The sequence below is a fragment of the Pseudoalteromonas sp. SK18 genome, assembly GCF_001974855.1.
Taxonomy (GTDB): domain Bacteria; phylum Pseudomonadota; class Gammaproteobacteria; order Enterobacterales; family Alteromonadaceae; genus Pseudoalteromonas.
On record NZ_MTQB01000027.1, the window covers coordinates 1 to 20,215 of the forward strand.

Sequence of the window (20,215 nt, forward strand, 5' to 3'; positions counted from 1 at the left end):
TATGCTATGTTTGTTCATGTTAGCCTCTGCTGTTTAGTTATTTGACAAACTAATTATGGCTCTGGCTTTGAATTAAGCTAACCCACGAAAAGCGGAGGCTAACACCGTGTGGGAGTCATTATGTCTAGGTGATCGAATGGGATTGTTCAGCATATTCAAAAGGAAAAAACCAAAGCCTGACTTAGAGTTTGAAAATTATGCTCAGGAGGTAATGGCCGATTTTCAAAGAAATGATTTTCTTGGCAAAGCAGCTGAGGCCGGTCATAAGGCTAAGGCTGCGGTTAAAGAGATGCAATATGATAAGGCTTGGGGGTTTTATCAAGAACAAAAATCATTCTATATGCAGCACGCTAACCGATCAGGCTTTACGGCTAACCAAGTTCTAGCGCTTGACGCTAGCGTCCATGAAGATATGGCGAATATTTTAAGGCTTGAAAACAAGCACGAAGTTGCATTGGTTAATATCGTGTATTGGGTTTTAGCTGGAGTTGATAGGCCTATCAAGCGACATCAACAAAAGCTTAAAAGCTACTTCAATAGGTGCAAACTGAAAAATACTGAATTACCCGAGGCGGAGAGAATTATAGCCACTAATACAAAATTGCCAGAATTCACGCTTGCAAAGTCTATTGTCTCAGAATGGGTGTCTCGTGGGTAATCACCTAACAAATCAAGGCAGCATCGCCCTTCGGGCTGGACGCGCTAACGCGCGCCGCTGCTTGAGGCGTTGCCGTTCTCTGTAAATGTGGTACTTTCAAATCAATAATACCTAGCGGCTTGGTTAGGTTTAATTATTTTTGCTGGGTTTATTGCACTCAACCCAACTAATTTTCAACTAACTTAAAACCTTTCATCTTTAACCTTTTACCTCTAAATTCAGCTGTAAACCCCCGTTACATTTTGATTAAAAAAGCCACACCTCAACATGTGCTAAGGTGTGGCTTTTTACAGCAGCTATAACTGAAAATTAAGCGACATTTGCTGCTAATAGTTCGTTACGTACTAACTCTGCGCCTTTGCTTAGGGCGTTGAGCTTACCGTTTGCAATATTGCGGGGCAGGGGGGCCATGCCGCAGTTGGTGCAGGGGTAGAGTTTGTCGGCATCTACATATTTAAGTGCTTCGCGTAGAGTTTTGGCCACCTCTTCAGGGGTTTCTATAGTATTAGTGGCTACATCGATTGCGCCCACCATTATTTTTTTACCGCGTACGAGTTCGAGTAGCTCTATAGGTACATGTGAGTTTTGGCATTCTAGCGAAATAATATCAATATTCGATTTTTGCAGCTTAGGAAATACTTCTTCGTATTGTCGCCACTCGGTACCAAGGGTTTTCTTCCAATCGGTGTTGGCTTTAATGCCGTAGCCGTAGCAAATATGCACGGCGGTTTCGCATTTTAACCCTTCTATAGCTCGCTCAAGGCAGGCTATGCCCCAGTCGTTTACCTCGTCAAAAAACACGTTAAAAGCGGGTTCATCAAATTGAATTATGTCGACCCCTGCGGCTTCTAACTCTTTGGCTTCTTGGTTGAGTATTTTAGCAAATTCCCATGCTAGTTTTTCACGGCTTTTATAGTGATCGTCATACAGGGTGTCGATCATGGTCATTGGCCCTGGCAATGCCCATTTAATTGGTTGGCTTGTTTGTTGGCGTAAAAACTTTGCGTCTTCAACAAATACCGATTTAGTGCGAGACACAGGGCCAACCACTGTGGGTACGCTGGCGTCGTAACGGTCGCGAATTTTAACTGTTTTACGGTTTTCAAAATCAACGCCATTTAAGTGTTCAATAAAGGTGGTTACAAAGTGCTGGCGAGTTTGTTCGCCATCGCTGACTATATCTACGCCTGCAGTTTGTTGCTCGTGCAGGGAAATACGCAGGGCGTCGTGTTTGCCATCAACCAGCTCACTACCTTGTAATTTCCACGGTGACCATAAGGTTTCGGGCTCAGCAAGCCATGACGGTTTTGGCAAGCTGCCTGCTGATGATGTAGGTAATAGTTTTTTCATAATAAATGCTGCCTTTAATTTTGTTGTGTGATTAAGCGATACTTGCCGAGAACTGCTGCAGCACTGACTGATAAGGCTTAATAAAATGCTGCTCAGTAAATTTACCTTGCTCTACCGCTAATTGACCTCGCTCTGCGCGGTCATACACAATTTGCGTTAACGAATGGTCGTCATTTTTTAAATTCGGTTTATAACGGCTACCAGCGGCGGCGTTGGCGTTATAAATTTCTGGACGATAAATTTTTTGAAACGTTTCCATGGTGCTAATGGTGCTAATTAGTTCAAGGTTGCTGTAGTCGTTAAGTAGGTCACCAAAAAAGTAAAACGCTAACGGCGCAACGCTATTAGGTGGCATAAAGTAGCGCACTTGTAAGCCCATTTTTTTAAAGTATTGCTCTGTTAACGACGACTCATTAGGCTGATACTCTACGCCTAAAATAGGGTGTAAGTTTTCGGTTTGCTGATAGGTTTTGTTATCAGACACGCTTAAACAAATAACCGGTGGCTTTTTAAAGTGCTGTTTATAGGTATTTGAGTTTACAAAGCATTTAAACAACTTGCCGTGTAAGTCACCAAAGTTATCGGGAATGCTAAATTGCGGTTTGCTTTTGTTATGCTCAAGTAGTAACACGCTAAAGTCGTAGTCGCGCACATACGATGAAAAGTTATTACCCACCATGCCCTCAATTCGCTCGTTGGTTTGACGGTCAATAATATTGGTTTTTAATACCTCAATTGACGGAAATGCCTGGCCACTGCTAGTAATATCTAAATCAACCGAAATGATCTCGAGCTCAATCTCGTAACGATCCCCTTGTGGGTTATCCCAACTGGCCAGTGCATTAAAACGATTGTTGATCATTTTTAGGGTATTACGCAGGTTTTGTTGGCGGCTTTCACCCCTAGCTAAATTAGCGAAATTGGTCGTAATTCGTGTGTTATTTGACGGATGGTAGTTTTCATCCAAGTTAGTGCTTTTAATAGTAAATGTAAGATCAGTGCTCATAGCCGTATCCTTTCAATTTGAGTTGTTACTGCTTTTATCAATGACACATTACTCGCTGTTAAAACCAAACTAACGGGATAACTGTAATGGTGCTTTGCAGAGTTAATAAATTTATACGCGCTATGTAGCATGAAGAAAAACGGTATTATTTCAGGTAAAACATGAGCCAGATTCATTCTTAACAAAGTTGAATGGATAAATTAGGCTAGTAGACGCTCCCACTCAGACAAAACCCACTTTAGAAGTCTAGATTTCTAGATGTTTTTACGGGTGTTGTGATTTATTCATACAAAACGTGAGTATTATTCAATGCTCATAAGTACTTAAAGTCCAATTTGCATAAACGGTTGTTGATATACTCGAATAAACTTAGGTGAGCTTAAGCGCTTTATTAAGCAGCTCGCCGTCGCAGAACTTTCCACAACATAAGAAGAGACAAAAGGAATGAGTGATTTAATAGTGTTAATTATATACTGCGCCATATTAGGTAGCGGTGTTGGTTTTTTAGCAGGCCTTTTAGGGATAGGGGGCGGGCTGGTGATTGTGCCCATACTCAGCATGATATTACTGCACTTTAATGCTTTGCCACCTGAACAAGTAGTGGTGGTTGCCATTGCGACCTCACTGGCCTCTATTTTATTTACCTCGACCTCGTCGGCTATTGCGCATCATAAAAATGGCAATGTACCATGGAATATTGCACCTTGGGTTATGGCAGGCGTTGCCTTTGGTGCGCTTATTAGTGGCTTTATAGCTGCGCTGTTACCCGAGCATGTAGTGCGTTTGGTATTTGCTGTAAGCGTGGTGCTAATTGCATTAAAAATGATTTTTTCAGGTAAGAATGACTCAGCAATAGCGCGCCCGTTACCAAACAAAGGGTTGCTGAGTGTTTATACGACCATAACCGGTGGCTTGTCTGCCATGATAGGTATTGGCGGCGGGGCAGTATTAGTGCCGTTACTGACGTTTTTTTCTGTCGATATGAAAAAAGCCATTGGCTGCGCCTCGGCCTCAGGCATTGTGATAGCCCTGTTTGGTTCAATGGGTTATATCAGTTCAGGCAGCCAGTTATTTAGCCTAAAAGAAGGATTTGCAGGCTTTGTATATTTGCCCGCTTTATTGGGTATTGTATGCACCTCATGGTTTACCGCACCACTCGGCGCTAAAGCCACCCATTATTTGCCAGTTTCAACCATAAAGAAAATATTTGCCGGCTTATTAATTGTAATGGCAATCAATATGTTTACTCGATAAGAGCATTTATATGAGCCTTAAAAAGACGCGGCATAAAGCCGCTGCTACCGTATTAGCTACTAGTAGCAGCGGGTTCACCCCGCGTCGAGGTTAAATAATAGCTTTTAGCCCCCCCGTAACCCGCACCCCGACGCCCGTCAATCTTAAAACGATTAACTAAAATCTACGTCATTTGCGCGTGCTTTATAAATTCGTCATAAATACTGTCTTTAATGAGCCTGTCGGGTGTAAAGGCATAATAATGCTGATAAACATTATCAATTGTACCAATGTAATTTACGCCGTAATGGCGCTCCACTTCGGCTTTTACCAAAATAGGCGCAGGGAATATCCCAAACCCTTGCTCACCGAGTGATTTCATTAATGCGCTGTCGTCAACATGGCCTGCTATTGTCATTTCAATCTGTTGCTCTTGCAGCCAATAATAAATAGCACGCGCGACGGGGCTTTCTTTTGCGGGGAGCACTAAAGGCTTGTTGTTTAAAGACTGCGGAAACTGCTTATGTAATTGCGAATGCCATGTTTCGTTACCAAAAAGAGCGATTTGGCTTTTGCCTATTTCATGACAAAACGCCTTAAATGACAAGGTAGTATCGAGTGGTTTATCAGCTAACACTAAATCGATCTTATGAATCGCCATTTGTGCCAGCAGCTCATCTTGTTGGCCATCAATACAGTGCAAGTTGGTAATACGGTCGTTATTAATTAAAGGCGCTAGCCACTTCGACACCAGTGATTTAGGCAACACGTCTGAAATACCGACCTTTAACGTTCGTGAGTATTGCGTGGTATCACCTTGCGTGGTTTCTAGCCATTCGTGAGCAATAGCAAACATATCATTGGTGTATTGCTGAGTTACATGGCCAAACTCCGTTAACTGTAGGCCCCGCCCTTGGCGAATAAATAGCGGTTTTCCTAGTCGTTGCTCTAAGTTAGTAATTTGCGAGCTGACCGTTTGCGGCGTTAAATTAAGTATTTTACTCGCCGCTGCAATACTGCCGTGCTTACTTACTTGCCAAAAATAATATAAGTGATTGTAGTTAATGTTGGTAATCATTCGAAAATACCTGTTATAAAGTAAGAAATAATCAGCTTTTTCCTTTGCTACTAAGTTAGTAGATTACTGTCATGCCTGCAACATAGTTACTATTAAAAGGTGTAATTGCATGAAGCTAAAACTTACAGTTAAAAACAAGATAATTAACGCAAGTGAAAAGATGTCGCTTTTGAAGTTGATAAAAAGCCAATTGGCAAAACATGCTTTAAATATTCGTAAAGTAGAGATTCAAATAAATGATCTTTCGAGTGAGCGCCACGGCACTTTGCAGCAATGCAAAATTAATATTCTTTTGCCTGGGCTACCCAGTATTAATGTAAATACAAAGGGAAGAAGTATGCTGCAAGCGATAAAGCGGGCACTTAAAAGTTTGCAGCACATTCTCATTAATAAGTATCAACCTTCGCAACCAAGCTCTTAATATCGCACTTGTAGTAGCAAGGATGCTACTTTTTTTATACGACTCTAATGCCAGCCATGTTTAGTAATAAACGATTCACTTATTACCTGTTGAGCCTTTAGCGCATTGCTATTGAGCAAAGCCGCCTTTCTTTGTTGGGTTTCGTTACACTCTACCCAACTTACCGTAACTAAAAATCTTTGACCTTGTTCCTTTAACCTTTGACCTCAATTGTAAACCCCCGCACCATTTTGATTAAAAAGAGAGTTAAATTTTCAATTACCTAAATTCATAGTTATTGTGAATTTATTAGGTTCATGTTTATTAGTTTAATAATTCACAAAATACTGTGAATTTATCCTTTAGTGAGTTAACTTTCGCTATAATTCACAAAATATTGTGAATTATTAGCTTTCCTGTACTATTTTTACTATTATTCACAAAACACTGTGAATTTTGGATGGGTTATGGAAGTCACGATAAAGTCAGCAAAACAATTAGGTAAATTGGCAAGTATAGTGAGGAAAAGCCAAAAGCTTGATCAAAAAACTGCGGGAGATTTCTCCGGTATTAGTATTAATACAGTGAGTGACTTTGAAAATGGCACAGGTTCGTTATCAATCGGCCGCGCGTTTGATTTAATGGAAGCTTTAGGCTTAGAAGTAAAAATAGACGTGGTTGTACCTCAACATGATGAAAAGGCTAAAAGTAAATTACTAATGCAAATCCAGAACATGGTGGCTGAGCATGAATAATAGATCACTTAATGTTTATGCTGGCAAACAGCTCATGGGCCAATTACAAGATAGTAACGGTTTTTGGTCATTTAAATACGATCAAGATTGGCTTAACTCAGCTAATAAATTTGCAATAACTCCCAGCATTCCATTACAAGAGCAAGTGATTCTGGATTCTGGTACTACGCGGCCTGTGCAGCAGTTTTTTGATAATTTACTGCCAGAAGAAAATGCACGTGAGTTATTGGCAAAAGAAGTGAAAGTGGATCACGAGGATTCATTTGCTCTACTTACTGCATCCGGCATTGAGTCTGCTGGTGCTTTAACGCTATTACCAGAGCATGTCGATTTTCCAAGCCCTAGTGCAATACCGTTACCTTTTGCCGAGCTATCTAGGCGAATTAAAAACTTACCCAGAGCACCTTTAAATATCCGCCAAAGTAGCCGTATGTCACTTGCTGGCGCGCAGCATAAAATGCTAGTTATTAAGCTCGGCGATGAATTATTTGAAGGAAATGAAGGCACACCTTCAACTCATATACTTAAACCAGATCATTCTGAGCCAGACCAATATTGGCAAACGACATGCAATGAATGGTTTATGATGAAACTAGCAGGACGGTTAGGGTTGGATGTACCCAATGTAGAACTCATTTATACGCCCGAGCCGGCCTATTTAGTTGAGCGCTTTGACCGTATAGGAAGTTATCCTGATCAAGAGCGTAAGCATATTATAGATAGTTGCCAGTTATTAAGTTATAGCAGGCACTCCAAATATTCTGCATCAACGGTTGAAACATACCAAAAAATACTCAATAACGTACGGCCTAAAGCGGCAACGGCCATCAAGTTATATCAATGGGTGATTTATAATTTATTAGTCGGGAATGGGGATGCGCATTTAAAAAATATTAGCTTTTATTACGAAAACGGATCTGCGCAAATAACACCGTTTTATGATTTATTAAGCACCATTATTTATGTTCCAGAAGGTGGTAACCCTCTAGAAGAAGCATTATCCGTTCCTATCAATGATAAAAAACGTTTTTGTGATGTTACTAAAGCAGATGTAATCGCTTTTGCAAAAGAGCTCGGTATTCCAAACTCTGCCGCAGTAAAGCAACTAAGTTATTTTGTAAATAATATAGAGAGTGAATTTAGCAACTTATACCTAGAACTTGTGAATATGCCATCTGCGGATGTACGCGCAGCGGAATTAAGAATGTTAAGACAAGTGCAGTTTTTAGTGGTTAAAGAAATGATTGGGCGGCTGAGTTAAAACAAGGGAATGAGGGTTAATGAAAGCTCCTCATAAACACAAAGTTTTAGCCTGTTTTGATAAATAACTTTTCATTCAGTATGGACTTCCTACAGTTAGTGTTGGGTGCTGTTGTACTTCAACCAAAACCTTTGACCCCCCCGTTAAATTTTGATTAAAAAAGAGAGTTAAATTTCAGCCCCTAAATCCATAAAACTTAGATAAAAAAGTAACTCAAAGTCGTAACAAAGCACTAAATTTGGGTTTTGATTAATAAGCAAGTGTCTACCTAATGCCAAACAGATTTATTTACTCGAGAAAATTGAGGTGGATAGAAGATACTGTTAAGGTACTTTGAAATAATAAAAAATGCCTAACTAACGGCTAAAACCTCCTCCACCTCATAGGACGTTATCTGCTTAATTAAAGTGTTGATGTTCAAGTTTAACTAATGAAGCAAAAATGGAAAATTTCACCAAACTATTAGCAGTTACACTTTATATATTTTCTTTGTCTGGCTGTACTTCAATTGGCAGTTACGTCATGTCAAACCCCGGTATCTATCTTTCTGAAGCACAGTTTATAAAAGCAAAACCTAGCGACATTGGCTTTGAAAAACAAAAATTTTGCTCTTTTAGTACCACTCAATGCATTACATATCTGACTGCTGAACCTTATCAAGCAGCCGAATTTTCGCAAGAGAGTTCTGTTTATTACAACCTTCATGCAACTGGTAATAATGTAGAAAATACAATTTCACACAGAATGACACCAGATACATTTAATCGTTTTAAAGGCACTGCTTTATTACTTCATGGCTATGGGGGCAGTAAAGAAGCAATGATGGCCTCAGCTATCTATTTTAGAGCGATTGGTATGAACGTTATTATTCCAGATCTTTTTGGCCATGGTGAATCAACTGAAGCATTTGTATTTGCAGCAAAAGAGCACGGCATTTTAAATGAACTGCTTGCTGAATCACTTTTAAATCAAACAAATAACCAGACTGTTGTAGTCGGCCATTCTATGGGAGCACTTACTGCAAGTAACTTATTATCATCAGAATATGTTGACGCTGCTATTTTACTTGCCCCAATGATGAGTTTTGACGTTGCAGCTAAGGAGTACTTACCTTATAAATCGCCTTTGCTTAGTCATTTTTTTCATAGCGAGATTGATAATATTGTTAACCAGGCAATGTTTGAGGCAGGAGTAACCATTCAAGAAACAAATTTATTGCCTAAATTAACTGAGACTAAAAAGCCTGTATTGTTAATTAACTCAGATGTTGACTCTCTATCCCCCCCGGCTTACTTTTCATCTATACAAAATGAGTTAGTAAAAAAAATAACTTTTAATGCTCGCTCTCATTCAAGTTTAATGGTGTTTGATCGTGATGATGTTATCGAAATTGAAAAATGGCTAATAACATGGTGAGCCTTCGCTATTTTAGATGACATTGAGTGTATAAGTCATTTTTTATTATTGTCGGGTTTCGTTGCACTCTATCCAACTTACGCTTTGTAAACCCCCGTTACACTTTGATTAAAAAAGCCGCATACTAATAATTAGTGTACGGCTTTAGTATTTTATTTTTTAAAGCGATTACTTGTTTAATAAGTGCTTTTCAAAAAAGTCAGCCATCATAGTATGGTAATGCAAGGTGGTGCCTTTGCCTTCACGTAAGCTGTGTGAGCGATTAGGGTATGAGAAAAACTCAAACTGTTTGTTGTGCTTAACGAGTTCGTCAATTAAGCGTTCTGAGCCTTGATAATGCACGTTATCATCGCCCGTACCGTGAATAAGCAATAGCTTACCGGTTAGGTTTTTAGCAAAGGTAATCGGGGAAGTGTTATCGTAACTCTCAGGATCGGTGTTTGGGTTGCCCGCGTAACGCTCTTGGTAAATGGTGTCGTACAAACGAATGTCCGGCACGGGTCCTGAGGCAATCCCTACTTTAAATTTATCACCATGGCGGAACAATAAGTTAAGAGTTGAACTACCGCCTCCTGAGTGTCCCCATACGCCAACGCGGTCTGTGTCTATTACATCCCAACGTTTGGCCATAGCATCTAGGGCGTCTACTTGGTCTTGCACGGTAATTGAGCCAATTTTTTTATAAATCGATTTACGCCAATCGCGGCCTTTTGGTGCACGTGTACCACGGTTATCAACCGATGCTACAATAAAGCCTTTTTGCGTTAACAGTGATTTATACAGGTAACTGTTGCCTTCCCAGCGGTCTTGCACGGTAGAGCCCCATGGTTCGCCGTATACGTAAAACACAATTGGGTATTTTTTACTTTTATCCATGTTCTCTGGGAACATAATGTAGCCGTCAAGCTCAGTGCCATCTTGCGCGTTTACTTTAAAGAACTCATGCTTTGGTAAGCTTTGCTCAGCAAGCTTTTGTTTAAGCTTTGTATTTTCAACTAAGGTTTTTACATTACTATGATCTGCCACTTTAATGATCTCTTTAGTCGGTGGCGTACCAAATTTAGAGTAAGTGTGCATTGCCCACGAGGCATCTTTTGACATGTAGTAGCTGTTTGAGCCCTCAAACTCAGCAGGTGTGACCCGTACCGGTTTGCTGCTGCCATCAAGCGGTGTGCTGTATAAATAACGCTGACCAGGATCGTTTGGCGAGGCAATAAAATACATTACGTTTTTGTCTTCATTGATGGAAAGCATATCAATAATGTCGTAATCGCCTGGGGTTAGGTCGATAATAGTTTTGCCATCGCGCGATACACGGTAAAGATGACGCCAACCGTCGCGTTCGCTATGCCAAATAAAAAACTCACCGTCTTTTGACCAGTTTGCTTTATAAAACCATTCGATAAACGCATCGTCTTTGTCTTCTAAAATCTTGGTCAGTTGCTGCTTTTGCCAATCAAACAACCACACTTTGTTATGGCTTTGTGGGCGGTTTAAGTCTTGGATCATTAACTCATTACCAGTGCCTGCCCAGCTAATACGCGGAATATAACGGTCGCGGTTATCGCCTTCAAGCTCAGCCCAACGGGTTTGTTTATCAGCAAGGCTTACCACACCAACACGCACGGCAGAGTTGGTTTCACCGGCTTTAGGATAAGGGAATTCTTTTAGGGTAGGGTACAGTTCGTCAGTGTTGTTGATCATAGTGAAAAATTTAACGTCACTAGTATCAAGCTGCCAATAGGCGATTGATTTGTTGTCGGGGCTCCAACGAAAACCATCGGCAATAGTAAACTCTTCTTCGTATACCCAATCAAAATTACCGTTAACAATGGTGGCACTGCCATCGGTTGTGAGCGCAGTTACATCGTTACTACCAACCGCTTGCATATAAATATTGTTGTCGCGTACGTAAGCCACTTTTGAGCTATCTGGCGAGAACTTAGCAAACATTAACTTAGTTGGCTCAACGTCTTTACCACCTAATTGCTGTAATTGGTTTGTCTCAAGGTTAAGTAACCAAAAGTCGCCTCTGCTGCGCGAACGCCAAACTTGCTCGCTGTTGGTAAATACCATCAACCATTTACCGTCTTTTGACCACTGATAGCTTTCGATTGCAAATGGCTCGTCTGCGCCCTCTGGCAACAGCTTTTCAAACTCAACCAATACTTTACGGCCTGTGCCGTCAGCATTGTAAAATACAATGTCGTTGCCTTTTACGCCGTGCTCTTTTTCGTCATCGGCGTTGTTATCATCTTCTTTTTCGCTTTCGCGATCTTCAAGCACAGTGTAGCCAGTACCATCGTCTAGCCACTTAAAGTAAGTGCTTCGCTGGGTTTTAAATTCTTTATCTTTATAAATTTGCGTTAGGCTTAATGGGTTATTCACGGTGCTCATCGCTGCATTATTGTTGGTTGTTATGCTGGTACTTGAACATGCTTGCAAGCCTAAGCCCGCAACAATGGCCAGTGCCAAGCCCGATATTTTGATCAGATTCATTATTATTGTTCCTTGGGTCTGCTGACCTTTATAGATTAAGGCGCTTATTACATTTACTGTAACAAAATAACCTACACAATATCAGCATGCTTAACGCACAAAGCTATGGTTTAAACCCAAACTTTTATAATTAATTACCATGCTGGATTTTTAAATTCATCACTGAGCGTGTCGATTAGTGCTCTTACTGTTGCCGATAAATGCTGACGAGAAGGGTAAAGCACATATATTTTCATTGGGTTTAATGTCCATGGCGCTAATACACGCTGCAAGCGACCATCAAGTATATATTGATTTGCCAAATACGTAGGCTGTACTGAAATACCACCACCGGCTATGGCTGCATGAAGTAATGTGGTGGCCTCGTTTGCACTTAAATTGCATTTAACATCAACAGATTGAAACTCATCCCCGTTGTGTAAATGCCAAATATATCGGTCGAAATTTTTATAGCCTAAACACTGATGAGTGCTTAACTGTTGTGGTGTCTTTATTGGCGGATAATCAGTAAGGTAGCTGGCTGAGGCCACTAATATAGATTCACACTCGGCAATAGGTTTACCTATTAACGAAGGATCAGGATTGGCTGCAATACGTATTGCCAAATCAACACGTTGCTCTATTAGATCTGTGGTTGAGTCTTCAAGATCTATGTCTATTTGCACGTTAGGATGACGTTTCATAAAGCGTGTAAATATAGGGGCTAATTGCGCAAAACCTAACGACATACTGGTCGCTACTCGTATTTTACCTGACAACTGTTGCTGGCTTTTTGTTTGTTCAACTAAACGGTTAGCCTGTGCTAACCATTGCTCTATTTCGGGTAAACAGGCCTCGCCGGCGGTGGTAAGCGTTACTTTACGGGTAGTGCGATGCAATAAGCGCGTATTTAACCAAGCCTCTGCCGACTCAATATGACGAGTAACCATAGGGCGTGACATTTCAAGGCGTTCTGCGCTTGCTGTAAAACTGCCTGAGTAGGCAACATCCACAAAAACCTGCGCTGCGGTGAGTTTATCCATAGTATTTGTACGATTTTTGAAACAATGATGCTAATTATTGGTTGTTTTTCTGAACATATCAAACCTTTATTATGCTCGCATTAACAACCAATGATGAGAATACCATGAACCTACGCACTCTTTTATTAAGTACACTATTAGCCAGTAATATCTCTATTGCAGACGAAACCCCATTAACCCTTGATGTGTATAACGCTGACAGCAATAGCTTTCATGTTAATGCCACGCTGGTTTATGGCCGTACCGATGCAATTTTAATTGATACCGGATTTACCAAAGCAGATGCACTGCGCATTGCCGCCAAAGTAATTGACTCTGGTAAACAACTAAAAACTATTTTTATTAGCCAAGCCGATCCTGATTACTACTTTGGCGCTGAGGTGTTACAGCAGTTTTTTCCTGAAGCAGAGGTTATTACTACGTCCGCAGTGCATCAAAAAATAGCAGCAAAGCTTAAAGGCAAACTTGCTTTTTGGACTCCCAAAATGGGTGAGAACGCACCAAAAAACCCCGTTGTTCCTAAGGTATTTAATGGTAATAGCTTAAAAATAGAAGGCCACAGCATAGAAATTCGTGGCACAGAGGGTGAGCATAATCATCGTCCTTATTTATGGATACCTGATAACAAAGCTATTTTAGGAAATGTGGCTGTATACGCTAATGTTCATTTATGGATGGCCGATGCACAAACTCAAGCAGAGCAAAATGCATGGGCAAAGCAACTTAATGAAATGAAAGCACTCAACCCTGACGTGGTGATCCCTGGGCATATGAAAGCAGGCACTCAATTAGATGCTGCAAATATTGATTTTTCAATCCAGTATTTAAAGGATTTTGCACACGCTAAGCAAAGTAGTGATAGCAGTAAGCTGCTGATAGATAAAATGACCAACTCATACCCAGAGGCTGTATTACCTATGGCTCTTAGCATTGGCGCTAAAGTTCATAAAGGCGAAATGAAATGGTAATTGCTTACGCTTAACCACTGTAATAAATACAGTAGAACCAAAAAACACGCCTAGCAAAGTCTGGCGTGTTTTTTATTATTGCCACAAATACATACTGGCTCGCTTATTGGCAATATTTAATTCAAATACCTCAGTGCTTGCACACATAGCAGCGCCATAGCATACATGTAGCGGTAACAAGTGCTCTTCTCTGGGGTGATTAAAGCGTGCAGCTGGAGCTTGCTGCCATGCTAATAATTGCTGTTCACGCTGTTGCTCGGTTAATGTTTGATCTGCGACTGTGCTTACCAGCCAATTTTCAAATGCCTGATTTTGCTGATTAACATCGCTTGATTGGGTAACACCAAAAGCGCGCATATTATGGAAGGTAAAGCCTGAGCCTATAATTAATAAGTTCTCGTAATCAATACTTTGCAACGCTTTACCAATTTCAACATGCATTAACGGATCGAGGCTTGGGTGCAAGGATATTTGCACACAAGGAATATCGGCCTCTGGGTACATAATTTTTAACGGTACAAACATACCGTGATCGTAGCCACGCTGTGAATCGAGTTTTGAGTCAATATTATGTGTTGCGAGCGCCTGCTGTACTAAATTAGCAAGTTGCGGCTGGCCAGCACAAGGGTAAGTTAATTGGTACGCCTGCTTGGGAAAACCATAGTAATCGTAAATAAGCGGCGGTGAAGAGTGCGCCGTTATACTAATTGGTTGAGCTTCCCAATGCGCGCTGACTATTAAGATAGCAGAAGGCTTTGGGATTTTAGCGGCAACTTGTTCTAAGCAGGCTCGCATTTCTGCATGGTTGGCATTACCTAATAATGGCATTGGGCCGCCACCATGTGAAATGAAAAAAACGGTTGGGCGTTGCATGTGATTAATCCTAAAGGACAGGTATTATTATAGTGCCTGCGCCGTTAGTAAATAACTAGCCACATAAACGCACAACCTCAGTGCGCAAATATTATGTGCGGTGATTATTCATCTAGCTCTAAGTGAGCACGTTCAACGCTTTCTTGAGGTAATTCTTTTTGCACCGATACACCCAGCTCTTTAAATTCTGAGGCTTGTTTAATTAAGTTACCTTTACCCCGGTATAACTGAGAAAATGCTTTATCGTAGGTTTCTTTGGCTTTATCGAGCTGTTTACCCACGCCTTCCATACTGGTTAAAAAACCGTTGAGCTTACTGTAAAAACGCTCAGCACGATTAGCCAGCTCTTTTGAATATTTAGTTTGCTCTTCAAAGCGCCATAACTGCTTAACAATATTTAAACTGGTTAGCAGGGTAGTAGGGGTAGCAACCAAAATGTTTTTTTCGATTGCTTGCTGGTAAATGTCGCTTTGGTATTTGAGTGCTTCTACAAAGGCGGATTCTATGGGTACAAACATCACAACAACTTCCGGTGAGTTTATTCCTGGTAAACGGTCATACGACTTACTAGCTAGCTCATTAATACGGGCAGTTACGGCATTTACATGCTCTTTAATCGCTTGTTGAGATTCCAGCTCTGTTTCGGCATTTACATAACGGGTATAGGCATTTAACGATGTTTTTGCATCAATCACTAAGTGGCGTCCTTGGGGTAAGTACACCACTACATCAGGGCGCAAACGGCCGTCTTCGGTATTAAACGACACTTCTCGCTTGTAATCGGTGCCAGCGCGCAGGCCTGCGCTATCAAGCACGTTTTCTAGCATGAGTTCGCCCCAGTTACCTTGGGTTTTCTTTTGCCCCTGTAGGGCATTACTGAGCTTATCTGCCTGTTCGGTTATGGCTTGGCTTTTAGCTTGTAAATGAAGCAGCTCCGTTTTAAGTGCAGCACGTTGTTGTAAGTCTTCAACGTGAATCGACTCCATTTTATCTCTAAAGCCTTTTAGCTCACCTTGAACCGGCTTGAGTAACTGCTCTATGCTTTCTTGATTAAGGGTTTTAAATTTTTGCGACTTTTCTTCTAATATTTGGTTAGCTAAATTTTCAAATTCTTTTTTAAGCGTTTCTTTACTTTGCTCTATGTGAGCGAGTTGCTCGCTGAAATGTTGCTGCTTTTGCTCAAGAGTAGTGCGTATATTATTTAGCTCTACATCGCGCAGGTTGTATTGCTCTCGCAGGGCGGTAAGCTCGGCTTCGGCTTTACGCCAATATTGATTATAAAGTTGGCTTTGTTTTTCTTGCTCGGTTAAACGGGTTTTAAAGTGCTGCGACTGATCCCGTTGCTCTTGATGAGTAAGCCCTAATAAATCGTGCTCTTCAACCAACGCGGCATATTGGCTTTGTGTTTGCTCATGCTGGCTTTGTAATAACATTAACTGTTGTTGTTGCTCATTTACTTGGCGCTTTATTTTTTTGCTTAATTGCATTGATACAACACCACAAATAGCCATGCTTGTTATAGCGCCAGCACTTACACTTAACCAATCTAAATGGGATAAAAACGAAGTAAACATAAAATAAACTTTTAAAATTTAGTGACATGCCATCATAACGAATAACGCTCTTTAGCAGTAGGGGTAACGCACTAAATTAAGCGCATAAAAAAAGCCAGCTATTAAAGCTGGCTCAATATTACTTAATCAGTAATCAAACAGGGAAATCAACATGAAACTTGTATAACAACACATCACTACAAGCATAATAGTAGACGCACTCTGATTAAATTAGTTCAAAATAATTTTAAAAAATTGAATTTAAAGCATAAAAAAAGCCAGCTATAAAAGCTGGCTCATTATTACTAATTTAGTAATCAAACAGGGAAATCAACATGAAACTTGTATAACAACATTTCAACTACAAGCATATTAATAGACCCAGCCATTATTGATTAGTTCAAAAATATTTAAATAAAATGAACAGGCAAAAAAAAGCCAGCGCTAAACAGGCTGGCTCAATCATTACTATGACTAGTAACTACTATATGGGATATCAACATGAAAGCTTGGAGAAACTGCAATTTTACCAAGCTGTATTAATAGACGCTCGCAATTTAAATAAGTTCAAAAAATTATTATTAATTTTTAACTTTTAATTAAAGACAACATTTGTTGTTCATCGAACTGGGTAAAACTCATTGATTTTTCAGTAAATAATGCATCTACAAGCGCTTGTTTATCTTGCTGCATTTGAAACACCTTTTGTTCAATAGAGTTAGCCATAATCAATTTATACACAAACACCGGATTGGTTTGGCCAATACGATAAGCACGATCGGTGGCTTGCTTTTCAACGGCTGGATTCCACCACGGATCAAAATGAATAACGGTATCGGCTTGGGTTAAATTAAGCCCTGTGCCACCTGCTTTTAAGCTAATTAAAAATACCGAAGTAGTGCCACTAGTGAACTCGTCTATCACTTTATCGCGATGACGTGTTTGCCCAGTTAACATGCTAAATTTAATATTAAGTGTATTTAAGCGCTCGGCAATTAAATCAAGCGCAGAGGTAAACTGGCTAAATATAATCACTTTACGACCAAGGCTAAGCATTAAAGGTAAATGGCTTGATAACCATTCTAACTTAGCACTGGCTGCGTCGGTTTCTGGCTCAATCAGCTTAGGGTGACAACAAATTTGGCGAAGTTTTAATAGTGCCTCTAAAAAAGCGAGTTTACTTTTTTGTACGCCTTGTTCGGCAAATAAATCAATGAGTTTTTCTTCAAGCGCGTGAGTTATGCCTTGGTACATGTCTTTTTGTTTAGGCTCAAACTCAAACTCTTTAACAAGCTCCGTTTTTTGCGGCAGTTCTTGAGCCACTTGGGCTTTAGTCCGGCGCAAAATAAACGGCATAATTAACGCTTTTAGTTGCTCTGCACGTTCAATGTTACTTTCGCGCTCAATAGGACCTTGAAAGTGCTGCTTAAAGTGCGCCTGAGAACCTAATAGCGAAGGCATAGCAAAATCGAGTAACGACTTTAATTCAAATAAATTGTTCTCAATTGGGGTACCGCTTAAGCAAAGCTTAAAGTCGGCATTCAAACGTTTAACTAACCGCGATACCTGTGCCGTATCATTTTTAATATACTGAGCTTCATCAAGAATGATGTTTTCAAAATACAGGGGCGAATAATAAGCAATGTCACGTTTTAATAACGGATAGGTGGTTAATATACACTGTGCTTGCGCCAAATGTTTTAACGCATCATTACGGTGCGCACCAAAAATAGTGGTCACTTTTAAGCTTTTAGCAAACTTGTTAATTTCGTTTTGCCAATTACTTACTAAGCTTGTTGGACATACAATAAGTGTAGGCCCCGCTTGCGGAGTATTATAAGAACTGGCTAAATAGGCAATCACCTGCAAGGTTTTACCCAAGCCCATATCGTCCGCTAAAATACCACCTAACTGATTACGCTTTAAAAAGTTAAGCCAAGCCACGCCTTCTTGTTGGTATTCTCTTAGTACCACAGAATCGTGTAAGCCATGAATGGCAATATTGGGCGATAACAGCGAATCGTTATTTAGTTCATCAAGGTAACGCTCTAATGATGGGTCGTGTAACTCTACATTAATGGCTGTGTGCTGAACTAATTCAGGTAAGTATGAAAGCGGAATATTAAATTCGTCGCGCGTTTTAATAAACTCAAATCGCAATTTAAATTCAATTAATAAATTAAACGCGGCTTTATCTATAACTCCAAATTGACGACCAATAGGGTAATAATAAAACAATTCACTTTGACGATTTAACGATTCATACAGTTTATTATTTACATTAAATAAGGTGGCCACTTTGGTGTCGTTTAGCACTACTTTGCTATGCATTTGATGCCCAGCGGCTCTGTTTACATGCAGAGAGATTTTGCTTTTAGCATCGGCAACATTCACCTTACTCATTGATACTTGCCAGCCACGTTGCTTAAAGCTTGGTAACACCTCATGCGCTAACCAGTGTAAATGAATAGCCGATTCCTGACTAAAAATAAACTCACTGTGTAAACCCCCTTTACAAAAATCAAAGCCCAAATTAACCAGCTCATTAGTAACGGTGTTTTCGAATGCACTATTTATAAGTTTTTCAGGCGCCGTACCTGCTAAGTAATTTTTATTTTTATACTTAAACGATAACGAAATAGCCATAACTGAGCCCGACATGCTAACTTTAAGCACGGCATTACTTAACGACTTTACAGGGCTACTAGGTGCATTAGTTGGGTGCGGAATAACACCGGCGCCAAAATTATCAGCAAGCTGCTTATAAATTCGGTCAAAGTTAGTATCGTGCAGTGCAGGTATGGTTTGTAGATGCGCTATTTCATCAGCACTGAGCGGCGTGCGAATACGCCCTAACTTATATTTATCTAAATCTAAATAGATAGGTGGTGTGGTTTTAATTAACGCCCAATTAGGAATTTGATCAAGATGAATTTTTAACTGAGTAACTTCTTTTTGTTTTTCCCAAACAAAGTTCAGCGGTAAGCCGGGTTGCGCTTTTATAGGTACTCGCGAACGCTGTAAAAATAATCGTTCTGTGCCTAATAATTGCTGTAACGCGTTAAAACCCCATTGTCCTTTAAGCTCAATATTACCCACCGCATTTTGCGAGCGGATCCAGCTATATAATCTAAAGTCACTTTCTAGTAAGTCGCTAGGGGTTACAAAGCTATTAAGCTGTTGTTCGGTTAAATTGCGACCTAGTGCATAGTTATTATTTTTATCGTAGTTGGCAATTTTAGGCGTTAAGAATACTTTGTTGTTTTCTATGTCTAATACAAACAGTAACACTTGCGATGGTTGAGCTTGATCGGTGTTTTTAAGCGCACTGAGTTCGCTAAACCAATCATTTATAAAATAGTCTTCGCCGTATTCACCTGAATGTTCAATTTTTAGTTTTAACAAAATTGCAGCCAAATGGCGGCATTTGGTTTTAACATTACAGGTACAATGGGTATCGACCGAATAACCAGTTGGTAATTTGCTGATCTCAATTCGTTGGTTAAAGGCGATGCCCTTATCACCTTGTACCGTAGAATCTACCACAGAAAAATCGGCATTATGTTCTAACCAGGTGATTTGACCATTCTTGTAGTAAGACTTTCCTTTGGCTAACACCGTGGGTTTAAACAATTTTTTTATGAATCGCTCAGAAAGAGGAAACTGGGTAGCCTGCTCATTTTTAATTTCTTCAAAAATAGCCATTAAATCATTTTTTGATAAGTTAGCAGACATGTTACTCAAAGTATTAAAATTTAAAAACAATTTTTCCAGTATATGCCTTATCAGCGCTGAGCTAAAGCAATATTATTTTTAAAATAGACTGGTTGGATCTGATTGGTTAGTAAAAAAATGGTTTATAGCGACTGTTTAATTTTGCCCACTAAAAAAGCACATTTAAATTACAAAATAAAAACAATCAATTAACTTTATAAGGGGGATTTAGTGAGGTATAGATCAGGTTTTTACTAACAAGGTAGTAAATTAATCAACTAGAACAGATTTAGTTAGTAAAAATACGATCTTTGGTGGTTTATCGGGCTTTATTTGCTTTTTTATGGCTTGATAGATCAGGTTTTTACTAACTAATTAAAGGGGCTAGATCACGATTTAACTAACCTAGCCCCTTTACAGATCACGATA

General features: G+C 39.9%; 15 protein-coding genes. 7 read left to right on the forward strand and 8 right to left on the reverse strand.

Annotated features, from left to right (window positions below; all coding sequences use genetic code 11):
• The first annotated feature begins 136 nt into the window (after window positions 1-136).
• Window positions 137-658: a hypothetical protein gene (locus BW139_RS15840; protein ID WP_076920297.1), complete on the forward strand. Its 522-nt coding sequence runs from the start codon at window positions 137-139 to the stop codon at window positions 656-658.
• A 309-nt stretch (window positions 659-967) separates the two neighbouring features.
• Here BW139_RS15840 and BW139_RS15845 read toward each other — a convergent pair whose 3' ends face one another.
• Both BW139_RS15845 and BW139_RS15850 read right to left on the reverse strand, forming a co-directional pair.
• On the reverse strand, window positions 968-2,008 hold the full coding sequence (locus BW139_RS15845) for a methionine synthase (RefSeq protein WP_058553254.1): 1,041 nt from the start codon (window positions 2,006-2,008) through the stop codon (window positions 968-970).
• 31 nt (window positions 2,009-2,039) lie between these two features.
• Window positions 2,040-3,014, reverse strand: coding sequence for a DUF1852 domain-containing protein (locus BW139_RS15850; protein ID WP_008110817.1), 975 nt, complete (start codon window positions 3,012-3,014; stop codon window positions 2,040-2,042).
• Between the two features lie 444 nt (window positions 3,015-3,458).
• Between BW139_RS15850 and BW139_RS15855 the strand changes: the two genes are divergently transcribed.
• A complete protein-coding gene (locus BW139_RS15855; protein WP_076920298.1) occupies window positions 3,459-4,268 on the forward strand; it encodes a sulfite exporter TauE/SafE family protein in 810 nt (269 codons plus the stop codon).
• Window positions 4,269-4,431: 163 nt separating this feature from the next.
• Here BW139_RS15855 and nhaR read toward each other — a convergent pair whose 3' ends face one another.
• Window positions 4,432-5,325, reverse strand: coding sequence for a transcriptional activator NhaR (gene nhaR / locus BW139_RS15860; RefSeq protein ID WP_076920299.1), 894 nt, complete (start codon window positions 5,323-5,325; stop codon window positions 4,432-4,434).
• Between the two features lie 109 nt (window positions 5,326-5,434).
• Here nhaR and BW139_RS15865 point away from each other — a divergent pair, with 109 nt between their 5' ends.
• From BW139_RS15865 to BW139_RS15880, 4 genes are all read left to right on the forward strand, one after another.
• Window positions 5,435-5,746, forward strand: coding sequence for a hypothetical protein (locus tag BW139_RS15865; RefSeq protein ID WP_076920300.1), 312 nt, complete (start codon window positions 5,435-5,437; stop codon window positions 5,744-5,746).
• A gap of 446 nt (window positions 5,747-6,192) precedes the next feature.
• Entirely contained in the window at window positions 6,193-6,480 is a 288-nt protein-coding gene (locus BW139_RS15870; protein WP_076920301.1) for a helix-turn-helix domain-containing protein, read from the forward strand.
• Window positions 6,473-7,741 (forward strand): HipA domain-containing protein, encoded by a 1,269-nt coding sequence (locus tag BW139_RS15875; RefSeq protein ID WP_076920302.1) that lies wholly within the window; start codon window positions 6,473-6,475, stop codon window positions 7,739-7,741. The genes BW139_RS15870 and BW139_RS15875 overlap by 8 nt, the downstream gene beginning before the upstream one ends.
• Before the next feature lie 441 nt (window positions 7,742-8,182).
• Complete coding sequence (locus BW139_RS15880; protein ID WP_076920303.1) at window positions 8,183-9,157, forward strand: carboxylesterase; 975 nt, start codon at window positions 8,183-8,185, stop codon at window positions 9,155-9,157.
• 168 nt (window positions 9,158-9,325) lie between these two features.
• On the opposite strand, the gene BW139_RS15885 is transcribed toward BW139_RS15880, so the two are convergent.
• The gene (locus tag BW139_RS15885) at window positions 9,326-11,656 is read right to left on the reverse strand and encodes a S9 family peptidase (RefSeq protein WP_076920304.1); all 2,331 of its coding nucleotides are present in this window, start codon (window positions 11,654-11,656) and stop codon (window positions 9,326-9,328) included.
• A 134-nt stretch (window positions 11,657-11,790) separates the two neighbouring features.
• Window positions 11,791-12,678, reverse strand: coding sequence for a LysR family transcriptional regulator (locus BW139_RS15890; RefSeq protein ID WP_076920305.1), 888 nt, complete (start codon window positions 12,676-12,678; stop codon window positions 11,791-11,793).
• Window positions 12,679-12,749: 71 nt separating this feature from the next.
• On the opposite strand from BW139_RS15890, the gene BW139_RS15895 reads away from it, so the two are divergent.
• Entirely contained in the window at window positions 12,750-13,646 is an 897-nt protein-coding gene (locus BW139_RS15895; RefSeq protein ID WP_139336343.1) for an MBL fold metallo-hydrolase, read from the forward strand.
• Between the two features lie 75 nt (window positions 13,647-13,721).
• Here BW139_RS15895 and BW139_RS15900 read toward each other — a convergent pair whose 3' ends face one another.
• The 3 genes from BW139_RS15900 to BW139_RS15915 all read right to left on the reverse strand — a co-directional run bounded on the left by BW139_RS15900 (window position 13,722) and on the right by BW139_RS15915 (window position 19,807).
• On the reverse strand, window positions 13,722-14,519 hold the full coding sequence (locus BW139_RS15900; RefSeq protein ID WP_076920306.1) for a class III extradiol ring-cleavage dioxygenase: 798 nt from the start codon (window positions 14,517-14,519) through the stop codon (window positions 13,722-13,724).
• 104 nt (window positions 14,520-14,623) lie between these two features.
• Window positions 14,624-16,093: a DNA recombination protein RmuC gene (gene rmuC, locus BW139_RS15905; RefSeq protein WP_076920307.1), complete on the reverse strand. Its 1,470-nt coding sequence runs from the start codon at window positions 16,091-16,093 to the stop codon at window positions 14,624-14,626.
• 567 nt (window positions 16,094-16,660) lie between these two features.
• Window positions 16,661-19,807, reverse strand: a complete 3,147-nt coding sequence (locus BW139_RS15915; RefSeq protein ID WP_076920309.1) for a DEAD/DEAH box helicase — start codon at window positions 19,805-19,807, stop codon at window positions 16,661-16,663.
• Window positions 19,808-20,215 lie beyond the last annotated feature (408 nt).